12 protein-coding genes are annotated in these 12,572 nt (G+C 34.6%); 1 reads left to right on the forward strand and 11 read right to left on the reverse strand.

The genetic code is table 11. The features are described 5' to 3' along the window. Positions 1 to 4 precede the first annotated feature (4 nt). From B0I10_RS11920 to radC, 6 genes are all read right to left on the reverse strand, one after another. Positions 5 to 763 carry a hypothetical protein gene (locus B0I10_RS11920; RefSeq protein ID WP_112086739.1) on the reverse strand — a complete coding sequence of 253 codons (759 nt, stop codon included), beginning with the start codon at positions 761 to 763 and terminating at the stop codon, positions 5 to 7. A gap of 18 nt (positions 764 to 781) precedes the next feature. Next, the gene (locus B0I10_RS11925) at positions 782 to 1,474 is read right to left on the reverse strand and encodes a YjjG family noncanonical pyrimidine nucleotidase (RefSeq protein WP_112086740.1); all 693 of its coding nucleotides are present in this window, start codon (positions 1,472 to 1,474) and stop codon (positions 782 to 784) included. Positions 1,475 to 1,521: 47 nt separating this feature from the next. Further along, the gene (locus tag B0I10_RS11930) at positions 1,522 to 2,094 is read right to left on the reverse strand and encodes a hypothetical protein (protein ID WP_181456950.1); all 573 of its coding nucleotides are present in this window, start codon (positions 2,092 to 2,094) and stop codon (positions 1,522 to 1,524) included. After that, entirely contained in the window at positions 2,087 to 3,472 is a 1,386-nt protein-coding gene (locus tag B0I10_RS11935) for an ABC transporter permease (RefSeq protein WP_245942991.1), read from the reverse strand. Before B0I10_RS11935 ends, B0I10_RS11930 begins: the two co-directional genes overlap by 8 nt. Then, positions 3,473 to 4,102 carry an ABC transporter ATP-binding protein gene (locus B0I10_RS11940; RefSeq protein WP_112086741.1) on the reverse strand — a complete coding sequence of 210 codons (630 nt, stop codon included), beginning with the start codon at positions 4,100 to 4,102 and terminating at the stop codon, positions 3,473 to 3,475. It lies immediately after the preceding gene. Between the two features lie 113 nt (positions 4,103 to 4,215). Continuing rightward, the gene (gene radC / locus B0I10_RS11945) at positions 4,216 to 4,911 is read right to left on the reverse strand and encodes a RadC family protein (RefSeq protein WP_112086742.1); all 696 of its coding nucleotides are present in this window, start codon (positions 4,909 to 4,911) and stop codon (positions 4,216 to 4,218) included. A gap of 92 nt (positions 4,912 to 5,003) precedes the next feature. Here radC and B0I10_RS11950 point away from each other — a divergent pair, with 92 nt between their 5' ends. Beyond that, entirely contained in the window at positions 5,004 to 5,588 is a 585-nt protein-coding gene (locus B0I10_RS11950; RefSeq protein ID WP_112086743.1) for a DUF1287 domain-containing protein, read from the forward strand. 60 nt (positions 5,589 to 5,648) lie between these two features. Here the strand turns inward: B0I10_RS11950 and B0I10_RS11955 are convergent, their stop codons facing one another. The 5 genes from B0I10_RS11955 to B0I10_RS11975 form a co-directional block, all read right to left on the reverse strand. Further along, positions 5,649 to 7,004, reverse strand: coding sequence for a UDP-N-acetylmuramate--L-alanine ligase (locus tag B0I10_RS11955; RefSeq protein WP_112086799.1), 1,356 nt, complete (start codon positions 7,002 to 7,004; stop codon positions 5,649 to 5,651). Positions 7,005 to 7,070: 66 nt separating this feature from the next. Next, positions 7,071 to 7,757 (reverse strand): tetratricopeptide repeat protein, encoded by a 687-nt coding sequence (locus tag B0I10_RS11960; RefSeq protein ID WP_112086744.1) that lies wholly within the window; start codon positions 7,755 to 7,757, stop codon positions 7,071 to 7,073. 124 nt (positions 7,758 to 7,881) lie between these two features. Continuing rightward, the gene (locus tag B0I10_RS11965) at positions 7,882 to 10,029 is read right to left on the reverse strand and encodes a S46 family peptidase (protein WP_112086800.1); all 2,148 of its coding nucleotides are present in this window, start codon (positions 10,027 to 10,029) and stop codon (positions 7,882 to 7,884) included. 167 nt (positions 10,030 to 10,196) lie between these two features. Further along, on the reverse strand, positions 10,197 to 11,201 hold the full coding sequence (gene obgE / locus B0I10_RS11970; protein ID WP_112086745.1) for a GTPase ObgE: 1,005 nt from the start codon (positions 11,199 to 11,201) through the stop codon (positions 10,197 to 10,199). Between the two features lie 93 nt (positions 11,202 to 11,294). Next, positions 11,295 to 12,569, reverse strand: coding sequence for a hemolysin family protein (locus B0I10_RS11975; protein WP_112086746.1), 1,275 nt, complete (start codon positions 12,567 to 12,569; stop codon positions 11,295 to 11,297). Between the last annotated feature and the right edge of the window lie 3 nt (positions 12,570 to 12,572).

Below are 12,572 nucleotides of genomic sequence, written 5' to 3' on the forward strand. Positions count from 1 at the left end.
GCAATTAAAATTTAATCTCCAATTTCTCCGAAACCACTTTTTCATTTTCTTGGTATTCAAAAAACCAACTCCCGTCTTTTAAAGAAACAACACCGTTTTGGTCTCCTTTTTGAGCTAAAAACATAGACGGATTGTCTGTTTTAAATAATTTAAAAACCACTTTTGGAGTTGAATCAACCAATTGAAAACCGTTAGCTGTTGGTTGTGCAAATAACAATTTTGAATAGTCTGTTGTTTCGGATAGCGGTGCAGGCAAACTTGCTTTTGGTTTTTCAAGTGAGATACTAACATTGTTAGGGGGAACTTCTCCTAATGGTTCCGCTGTACTCGATTTTGTTGCATTGTATTTATAATTTAAGGCAAAAAGCGAAGTAAACGCTTCTTCTAAGGCCTTTGGAAAAGCAGTTTTAAAATCTTTGTCTTTCGTTTTTCCTATTTCACTTTGGTGAATGACTTGGCCGTTACAATCTTTAAAAGTTAAAAAGACGCTAGTAAGGAGAAATTTTTTACCTTTTACAACATCGACCATTACTATATCACATCGTTTACTTAGTATCTCAACTGGAATATTTGAGTTTTCATAAAAAGCGACAAAGCCCATTTTTTCTAAATTAAACTTGGTAATCGTATTTAATCGGTACTGATTTTCACTATCAAAATCATTGAATTTAGTAGGCACAATAACATATTGATAATCGTTTAGGCCTTGTGAAAAAAACTGAAACGAACTCAACAAAACAGCTATAAAAAGTAATTTTTTCATCTTATATAAGGGATAAGTTTAAAGATAATTCTTTAAGTGCAATAAATGATTTACTTGCGGAAAACTGTTTTCAACAGGAACATTGAATTCATTAAAGAAAATAGCATCAATTCCGCTGTTGATTGCTCCTTGAATATCTGCTTCCCAACTATCGCCAATCATAATTGACTTTTCTTTTTCGGCATTTGCTAATTGAATGGCGTAGTTAAAAATTATTGGATTTGGTTTTTTTACTCCGGCACTTTCGGAATTGGTAATGGTTTTGAAATATTTGGAAAGATTCGCATTTTTCATTTTCCCATCTTGAACCGACTGAAAACCATTGGTAATAATGTGTAAATTATAGTTGGGGTATAAGTATTGTAAAATTTCCTCTGCACCCTCATACAAATGATTAAACTGTGGCAAATAATGAATGTATTCTTGCGAAAGAAGATGAATTAAATCATCCTCTACTTTTTTATTCATCAAATCAAAAACCTCATTCAAACGCTGGTAACGAAGTTCTTCTTGCGAAATTTTTTCATCGCGATACAATTTCCAAAATTTAAGATTGGTAGGAATGTAATGCTCTAAAAAGTTTGCTAAATCTAATTCCAATTGATGCTTTTTGAAAATAGTTTCAAAAGCCAAGGCCGAATTTTTTTCAAAATCCCATAAGGTATGATCTAAATCAAAAAAGATATCGGATTTGTATTGGAAAGGTTTCATTTTGTGATAATAGGTGAATGGTAATGGGTAAACGTTTAATTATCTGTCTATTTTCCGCCTTTAACAATCACAGCATTTTCAATATGATAAATCCAATCATTTACATCATTATCGTTGTAACGAAAAGTTCCTTCCATCGTAACATATTGATCGGTTTTTAATTTTGGCGTTGGGCCTTTGAACTTAATCCCCATAATGGTTTCCGGACCGGCTTGACCGCAGAAAAAACAAGAAGCAAAAACGTTTTTACTTAATGCATATGATACGTTATCAATCGGTATAATAAAACCGCTCATGACGATTTTCTTTTTACCTTTTGCTTTTAGCTCCGAATTGATAATGGGAAACATTACCCCATCAGGATAATCTTTGTCCGGCTTTTTGATGTATTTTATCACGCCCAGTAATTTCCATGATAACGTATCAGGTTTTGTTTGTGCGAATAAATCATCTTCAATAAAATTATTTTGTGTTTCAAAAGAAGAAAGAAAACCTGCTTTTTGAACCGGAATTTCTTTCGAAGAATCAATAGTTGAAAACGGGTAATTTAATTCCAGAGAAGAATCCAAGACAATTATAATTCCGAATAATAAAATAAAAAATAGATATGTTTTACGCATTTGCTAATGTTTTTGAAATATTTAATCGATACGCTTTTACCGCAGGAATCACAGCAGCTAAAATCCCAACAAAGATAGTAACCAAAAATAAAATTCCTTCTTTTTCCCAAATTATTGTCATAGGATTGAAAGCCATTTTAAATTGTTCGTCGGTTGTGCTTGAAATCATAACTAATGCAAATCTTCCAAAAAGCGTACCAAAGATAAAGCCTACCAAACAAAGCAATAAACTTTCAAACAAAACTAAACCTAACATTTGGATTCGCGATGCACCCGAAACGCGTAACAAAGCAAATTCATATTTTCGTTCTTTCAATCGATTATACAAAGCAATAAAAATGCTAATTCCTGAAATTAACATAATTCCATAAGCCAAATATTGTAATGCTTGTAGGCCGATTCCGAATAAAGAAAACAATCTATTAATTTCAATTGCTGGTAAAGCCGCTTGCATTTTGGTGTTTTGAGCAATCATTCGTGGCCAAGAAATGATACCCATTTTGTTTTTAAATTTCACTAAAACGGCTGTAATTTCTTTGGCTTCATCGTGGTCGTGTTCATCACCTTCTTCGTGCACGTGACCTTCTTCGCCGTGAGCGGGATTTTCAGAAACTTCATGGTCATGACCTTCCTCGTGGTCATGATTACAATTTTCATCGTGAACGTGTTCCTCATGGTCATGCTCATCGCCTTCCACATGAATATGTCCTTCCTCACCGTGTGGCGGATTTTCACCTTCCGAATGAGCTTCTCCACCATGATCGTGTCCGGAATGCATTTCCCAAACACTTTCCACCGTACACAAAATCAAATTATCAATTACTTTTCCGGTTGGCGAGGCAATTCCGACGACTACATAAGCATATTCTTCATGCAAATGCCCTTCTTCGGCATCACCATGCGTTCCAAAAAATTTATCTCCCAATTTAATGCTGAGTTTCTTGGCAATTTCGCTTCCGATAACAACTTCAAAATTCTTTTCAAATACTTTCCCGTCGGCAATCGTTGCTGTGTATTTTTTGATGTAATCGGGCGTAGTTCCCACAATTTTAAATCCACGGTAATTATCGCCAAAAGCTAAGGGAATAGCAGTTTCTACAAACGGATGTTTCATCCAAACTTCGGCTTCTTTATAATCAATATTTCCGGTTGGAGCATCCACGTGATACACGGAAGAAAGTATCAATTGCAGGGGACTTCCTTGTGCTCCCAAAACCAAATCGACGCCATCAATGTTACTTGAAAATTGTTTTTCAAATTGTTCTTGCAATAAAATTAATAATGAAATTATCGCCACCGAAGCAGTCAATAAAACCAAACTTAAAACTGTATTCAACGGCTTAAACCAAAGGTTTTTCCAAGCTAATTTTGCTATCATTTAGTTTAAGTTTAATTGATTAGAAAATTTATCTTTCAATCGTTGGTCGTGTGTGACGATTATCAATGCAGCGTTGTATTCTTTGGACAATTTTGCTAGTAAATCGGCCACTTTGAATGCATTTTCATCATCTAAACTTGAGGTTGGTTCATCGGCTAAAAGCAGTTTCGGCTCATTAATCAAAGCTCTGGCAATAGAAACTCTTTGTTGTTGTCCTACACTTAAATTAGAGGGTAATTTATACATTTGATCTTCTAAATCTAATTGTTTTAAAAGTGATTTTGCTTTCTCTGTTGCTTTTTTACCGGTGGCTAACCAAGAAGCCAACACCACATTTTCGAGTACATTTAAAGAAGCCACAAAATGCGATTGTTGCAGCACTAAACCAATATTTCTTCCGCGAAAGCGATCTAATTCTTTTTCAGATAACGAAGAAATGCTAGTGTCTTCAATGGATATTGATCCTGATTTAGGTCGCAATAATCCTCCCAAAAGGTGTAATAAAGTGGTTTTCCCTTTTCCTGAATTTCCGGTAATTAATAAAGTCTGTGACGCTTCATTCGATATATTGGGAAAAGCAAACGTTGTTTTTTCATTAAATGAAAATTTCAAATCTTTGGTATAAATCATTGAATTAAGTTTAATTTCGAAAGATACTAATAATTTAAAAAATGAGCTGTTAATCAAATCTAAAAATTAGCCTAAGATTTTATTTTAATTATTGAAATTTAAATTATATATTTTCACAACTTTTCATCATCTGCAAAACTATAATACCCATTTTCAGCAATAATCACATGATCGACTACATGCATATCTAATTGTTTTGCAGCTAATTGTATTTTTTTAGTGATTTCAAGATCAGAATCGCTTGCAAATAATTTACCCGAAGGATGGTTGTGTACTAGCACAAAAGCTAAAGCATTATGTTCCAAAGCAGTTTTTAAAATCAAACGAACATCCACTACGGTGCCGGTTATTCCGCCTTTACTCAATTGAGCTTTGTGAATGATTTTGTTTGCATTATTCAAATATAAAACCCAAAATTCTTCGTACGGCAATTCACCAATAATAGGTTGCATAACATCGTAAATCACACGACTTGAAGTGATTTTTACCAATTCCGGAACTTCTTCTGCTCTCCGTCTTCTTCCTAGTTCGGTAGCCGCTATAATAGAAATGGCTTTAGCTTCGCCGATTCCTTTAAATTCTGTGAGTTGTTTGAGTGATAATTTTCCAAGTGCATTGAGGTTATTTTGTGCATGGGATAAAATGCGTTTACTCAAAGCAACCGCACTTTCATTTCTGCTTCCTGAACCGATAAGTATTGCCAAAAGTTCGGCATCACTGAGGGCGGTTTTTCCTTTGAGCATTAATTTTTCACGAGGCTTGTCGTCTTCTGCCCAAAATTTTATTGAGAAGGGTGTGTTTGATTCCATCTGTTTGGCGTTTAATTAAAATCGAAAGTATTAAAAATATTTTTAAAAGCAATAATATTCTTAAAAAATTCGTTACTAATGAAAATAGCAAAATGAAAATACTTTTACTGGCACCAGCACTTTTTATATGGTTTTTGCCCGTTAACCTAACTTCTTTTTCACAAAAATTAGCCAATGCAGCATTGGCATTAACGCAAGACAACGTAACGTATGATCCCTCGTACGTGAGTATAAAATACCCAAACGGTGATGTCGCAAAAGACAAAGGTGTTTGTACGGATGTGATTATCCGAGCTTATCGGAAATTAGGAATCGATTTGCAAAAAGAAGTACACGAAGATTTGAAAGCGAATTTCTCCAAATACCCAAACTTAAAAAAATGGGGTTTAAAAAAACCGGATACGAATATTGATCATCGCAGAGTTCCAAATCTGGAAGTGTTTTTTGAACGTAAAGGAGAAAAATTAACTGTAACCAAAAATCCTTCCGATTATAAAACCGGTGATTTAGTAACTTGGATGATTGGCGACAAACTTCCACACATCGGAATTGTGACACACAAAAAATCTTCAGATGGTAAACGCAATTTAATTGTACACAATGTAGGTGGCGGACAAGTTTTGGAGGATTGTTTGTTTAGTTGGAAGATTGTGGGGCATTTTCGTTATGAGAAATAATTTGTCAATGTGGCAATGAGCAAATTTGTCAATTAAAACTCCTGCTAATTCCCACATTGACTAATTGACTAATTGCTTCACCTCCTCAAAATTCAATCCACCGTAATTCCCTGAACTCATCAATAACAAAGCAGAATTATCCATATTAGTTGAAAATAAAAAATCTTTAAATTCGGTTGGATTAGTATAAATAATCAAATCATTTCGTTTGAAAGACTGTGCGATTTGGTCGCAAGTCACTTCTTCCAATTGTTTGATTTTAACTGCGTCTGGCGAATAAAATACAACGGCAACATCCGCAGCATCTAAGGCACCTTCGTATTCTTTTAGAAATTCGGCATTCAAACTACTGTACGTATGCAACTCTAAACAAGCTACTAATTTTCTGTCCGGATATTGATTTTTCACGGCTTTGGTAGTCGCAGAAACTTTACTGGGTGAATGAGCGAAATCTTTGTAAGCTACTTTTCCTTTACCTTCAGCGATTTTTTCTAAGCGTTTGGATGCTCCTCTAAAACTGGCAATCGCTTCGTAAAAATCGGCTTCATCGACACCCATGTTTTGACAAATCCATTTCGCTCCTGCAAGATTGTTTAGATTATGAGCCCCGAATACTTCAATTGGCATTGGTCCTTCGGGTGTGTCCAAATAAGTTGTTCCATTTTCAACGGAATAGTTTGGTGTTTGATAGGGCAATCTTCGGATGGTGTTGGTCGTTTCTTCGGCTACTTTTTTAACCGTTTCATCTTCTTCATTATACACCAAAATGCCACCTTTGGTAATGTGGTTGACAAAAATTTCAAACTGTTCTGCATAATTTTCAAACGTTGGAAACACATTAATATGATCCCAAGCGATACCTGAAAGCAAAGCAATATTAGGTTGATACAAATGAAATTTTGGTCTTCTGTCAATTGGAGAAGACAAATATTCATCGCCTTCCAAAACGATAAAATCATTTTTTTCGGTGAGATGAACCATTGTATCAAAACCTTCCAACTGTGCTCCCACCATATAATCAACTTCGATATTGTGATAATGCATCACATGTAAAATCATGGAAGTTATTGTTGTTTTTCCGTGCGAACCACCAATTACCACACGGGTTTTATTTTTTGATTGTTCGAATAAAAATTCTGGATAGGAATAAATTTTCAAACCTAATTCTTTTGCTTTTAACAATTCTGGATTATCAGCTTTGGCATGCATTCCTAAAATAATCGCTTCGATATCTGAGGTGATTTTTTCGGTAAACCAACCCATTTCGTTTGGCAAAAGTCCGAACTTATCTAAACGTGATTTGGAAGGTTCAAAAATAGCATCGTCGCTTCCGGTAACATGGTATCCTTTATGATGTAAAGCAAGTGCTAAATTGTGCATTGCGGCTCCGCCGATGGCGATAAAGTGGGTTCTCATTTTTTGTTGTCGGTTATCAGTTGTCGGTTGTCGGTTAACAGAAAACGGACAACCGACAATGGTCAATTATTTTTCAAATTTCTTTTTTAATTCTTCTGCTTTTTGGGGTTGTTTTAATTTGTTTTTATACAAATCATATAATTTCTGAAAAGTTGTTTTAGAATTTCCAATTTCGTGTGCTTTCTTTAAATTTACTTCTGCTTTAGCATATCTTTTAAAATACTCATCAATAAAGCCTTTGGCCAAGTAGCCATCGATTTTGGATAAATTCATTAATTCATCGGCATATTTTTGAGCTTTTGTTTCGCTGCCACCCACAATTCCGGGTAATTCGATATATAACATTACTAAAGCCCAACGAGAATCAATGTGCTTTACATCTAATTTTGCCGCGGTTAAAAATGATTGCTCAATTTCATCAATCATTCCTAATGCTTTGAATTTATTAGATTCTTTGGCTTTCATTCCGAATGCTCCACCATATTTATAGTGATAGTCAGCATTTTTAGGAAATTGACTTTTTATTTTTTTATAGTATAAAATCGCTTCATCCCAATTTTTTTCTTTTCCGGCGATGTCACCCAAATATTCAAGTGTTTTGGTGTGGTTGGGATTTGATTTTAAGTGATTTTCAAACAATCCTTTAGCTTCCACAAATTTTCCTTTTTGGAATAATTGCTCTGCTTTTTCAAAATCTGAATTGGCCATCAGTTGAAATGAAATTAGAAAAAAAAATAGTTTTAAAATTGACATAGCTTTTATTTGAATTCAAAAGTAAGGAAATGAAATTAGGAAATAAATTATTTTAGAAATGTTTATCACAAAAAAATCTGCTCCATTTCTGAAGCAGATTTTTTAATTGAATTAATAATAAACCTTATTTAACGATAGTCAACTCGTCAATAATATGTTTTGCTCCGGCATATTTATCGATAATGAATAATACGAAACGGATATCTACATTAATTGTTCTTTGTAATTTTTCATCAAAAATAACGTCTCCAGCCATCGCTTCGATGTTTCCGTCAAACGCTAATCCGATTAATTCTCCTTTTCCATTCAATACAGGAGAACCTGAATTCCCTCCTGTGATATCGTTGTCTGATAAAAAGTTAACCGGCATATAGCCTGCTTTATCAGCATATTGACCAAAATCTTTTTTGTTATACAAATCAATTAAAGGTTGTGATAAGTCAAACTCAGGATCACCTGCTTTATGCTTTTTCACCATTCCTTCTAACGTTGTATAGTTGTTGATTTTTGCATCGTTTCTTTTGTCAGCTGGTAAAGAACGAACTTTTCCGTAAGACAAACGCAAAGTTGAATTGGCATCCGGATAAAGAATTGGGCTTAATTTTGATTCTTGTAAACCAGCCACTAATTTTCTGAAACCTGATTGGTATTTTTCTTCAGCTGCTTTTAACTCGTCTGATTTTTTGTTGTAATGGTCTAATAAATCGGAAGACAATTTATATAATGGATCATTTTCAACCAATTCTGCATTTGGAATTTCTAAAAACGCCAACAATCTTTCTTTTGAAGTAAACAAACTTAAATCAATTGCATTTGAAGCATAACTTGCTAAATCAGTTTTATTAGAAACTAATTCTGCCACACTTGGAGCAAGAGCATAGCCTTTTGCTTTATCAGCATACAATGCCAATTGACCTGCCATCACATCTTTTTCTAATGGAAGAAAAATCGTTTCAAAAGTTCCTTCAATCATTTCCGCCAAACGAGGTTTCATTTGAGTTCGTTGAGCAGCCTCCGCTTTTGCATAATTGTTAAGCTGATTTCCTAAACGACCCGGAAAAACACCAAAAGCAGAACCACGTAAGAAAGTCATCAAATAATTATCGTGCTTCGCTTTTTCATTTGTCAAAGCATAATAAGCGTTAATGTCTTTTATAACTGTTCCGTATTTTGCTTTGTTTGCTTTGCTATTTGCCCATTTATCAAATTTCTTTTCAACTTTTCTTTTAGAATCTGCAGTTTTAAATTGAGAAAGTGCATCAATCATTCCTTGTCTATTTTTCCAGTAATTGGCGATTGAAGCATATTTTGAAGCATATTTTAAACGAACTGCATCATCTTTATCCATGTGCGTTTTCATTTTGTCCATCGACATTTTTGAACCTTCTACCCAAGCCGGATAAGCAAATTTTACATTTTGTTCGATTCCCTCTGCCGGCATCCAACGGTTTGTACGACCAGGATATCCTAGAATCATTGCAAAATCATTTTCTTGCACACCTTTTAAACTAATTGGTAAATGGTGTTTTGGTTTTAAAGGAACATTGTTTTCTGAAAAAGCAGCAGGATTTCCGCTTGCATCAGCATAAACTCTAAATAGAGCGAAATCTCCCGTGTGACGAGGCCATTCCCAGTTGTCTGTATCACCACCAAATTTTCCGATACTTTCGGTTGGCGTTCCAACTAAACGAACATCGGTAAAATCTTCATACACAAAATAGTAATATTCATTTCCTTGAAAAAACGGACGAACAGAAACAGTATATTTTCCGCCACCATCATTTTCTTTTTGAATTTTTGCTGTTTCTTGATTGATTGCCGCTTCACGTTCTGCCTCGGTCATTTTATCATTTACAACACCTAAAATTCGTTTGGTTACATCGTCCATACGAACGAAGAAACGCACGAATAAACTTTTTGGTTTTAATTCGGCTTTGCGATTTTGAGCCCAAAATCCGTCACGTAAATAGTTGCTTTCCGGAGAAGATAATTCGGCAATAGCATCATATCCACAGTGGTGATTAGTTAAAACCAAGCCATCTTTAGAAATCATTTCTGCCGTACAACCTCCATTAAATTGAACGATTGCATCTTTTAAACTGGAATTGTTTACGCTATAAATTTCTTCAGCAGTTAATTGCAATCCCATTTTTTGCATATCCCGTTGGTTTAGACGTTGAATATGCATCAAAAACCACATCCCTTCGTTAGCAAAAACAGTTGCCGGAGCAAATGCGATTAATGCCACAAAACTTAAAATAATTTTTTTCATTTCTTGATTAATTTTTAATGTTTGCGAATATACTTTTTTTTGTGTTTTCACACTTGATTTTAGGCTTAAAAACTACAACGTTATGGTATTTTTTAACTTAATTTTTAGAATTTCATAAAAAAAGCATCCGATTAAGGATGCTTTTGTAAGAAATATATAATTTTTAATTATTCTTCATTCAACATTTTCCACAACATGTCTTTCAACTCTTGTAAACCTTGTTGGGCAACGGACGAAATAAAATGATATTTCACTCCTTTGAACTCTTTTTTCATTTGTTTTTCAAGTTCCGATTTCAATTCTTCATCCAGCATATCGCATTTGGAAACAACTAAAATTCGGTCTTTATCCAACATTTCCGGATTGTATCGACGAAGCTCATCCAACAAGATTTCGTACTCTTTTTTGATATCGGCAGCATCGGCAGGAACTAAAAACAGTAAAATCGAATTTCGTTCGATGTGTCGTAAAAAATAATGACCAAGTCCTTTTCCTTCGGCAGCACCTTCAATAATTCCGGGAATATCAGCCATTACAAACGATTGAAAATCTCTGTACGACACAATTCCTAAATTGGGTTTTAATGTTGTAAAAGGATAATCGGCAATTTTTGGCTTAGCTGAAGTCATCACCGAAAGTAACGTTGATTTTCCTGCATTTGGGAAACCTACTAAACCAACATCGGCCAAAACTTTTAATTCTAACGTCACATCCACTTCTTCCACAGGCATTCCGGGCTGAGCATAACGTGGAGTTTGATTGGTTGACGAACGAAAATTCCAGTTTCCTAATCCGCCTTTTCCACCTTTTGCGATGATTTTTACTTCATCATGTTCCGTGATTTCGAATAAAATTTCTCCTGTTTCCTGATCGCGAACAACTGTTCCTAACGGAACTTCAATAAATTTATCTTCGCCATCGTGTCCGGTACTTCTTGAACTTCCACCATCACCTCCGTGACCGGCACGAATATGTTTCACGAATTTCAAATGAAATAATGTCCAAAGACTTTTGTTTCCTTTTAAATAAACGTGACCACCTCGACCACCATCTCCACCATCAGGACCACCTTTTTCAATGAATTTTTCGCGATGAAGATGCGAAGAACCCTTCCCCCCTTTTCCGGATGAAACATATATTTTTACGTAGTCTACAAAATTTCCCTCTGTCATTTTTTTTGTTTTCTGTTGTCGGTTTTTCTGTTCTCTGTTCTCTGTTCTCTGAAATAAACTGATTACTTAAAACTGCAAACTGACCACTAATTTTTATTCTTTTAGGTTGCTGATTAAAATTTTATCGATTTTAACCCCGTCCATATCAATTACTTCAAATTCTAGTTTGTTCCAAATTAATTTTTGTCCTTCTTTCGGAATATTTCCTAATTCGGTGATGACAAATCCGCTTACAGTTGTAACATCATAATCATTAATGTGCTCATCCATATCAAAATAGGTCAAAAAGTCGTGGAGCGAATAATGTCCGTCAACCAACCAACTTCCGTCTTCACGGGCAACCAATTTAAATTCTTCTTCATAAAAATCGGAAGCATCTCCAACCAACGCTTCTAAAATATCATTCAACGTAATTATTCCTTGAAAAACGCCGTGTTCATCAACAATCAATGCATAATGAACTCTCGATTTTTTAAAAATTTCAAGAGCCGTGTAAGCTGAAGTTTGTTCGATTAAATAAACAGGTTCTTTTGTGATGGATTTCAAATCAAATTCACCACTTTCAAAAATAGAAAACAAGTCTTTTAATAAAACAATGCCTTCCAACTCGTCTAAATTCTCTTTACAAACCGGATAAAATGAATGTAAATCTTCTAACACTTTTGCTTTCAATTCACTCATCGAATCATTCAACGAAAGATAATCAACCGAAGAACGATGCGTCATTAACGAATTGACTTTGCGATCACCAATATGAAAAACACGTTCTACAATATCTTGTTCAATTTCCTGAACTTCGCCCACTTCTGTACCTTCTTTGATGATGGCTTTGATTTCTTCTTCGGTCACTTTTCCATCAGCAGTTGGTTTAATTCTCAACAAATCCAAAATAAATTCAGTTGAAATCGTCAAAAGCCAAATGAAGGGAGCCGTAATTTTTGAAATAATTTTCATTGGAACAGCCACTGCTTTTGCGATTGCTTCCGGATAATTTAAACCGATTCTTTTTGGAACCAATTCCCCCAAAACAAGTGAAAAGAAGGTCAAAACTACCACTACAATTCCAACCGCAATTGAGCTGGCATAGGGTTTTAAAATTTCAAAACCAATTATAAAATTTTTTACATCGGTCGTAATTTTATCACCCGAATAAATACCGGTTAAAATCCCGATTAACGTGATTCCGATTTGAACAGTTGACAAAAATTTATTGGGAGAATTAGCCAAATCCAACGCCACTTTTGCAGCAGGATTTCCTTTTTTAGCGGCCGTTTCTAAACGACTCTTTCGTGCTGAGATCAATGCGATTTCCGACATCGAAAAAACGCCATTCAATAAAATTAAAAATAAAATTATTAAAATTTCCATTTG

The sequence above is a fragment of the Flavobacterium lacus genome, from assembly GCF_003268815.1.
GTDB classification, from domain to species: domain Bacteria; phylum Bacteroidota; class Bacteroidia; order Flavobacteriales; family Flavobacteriaceae; genus Flavobacterium; species Flavobacterium lacus.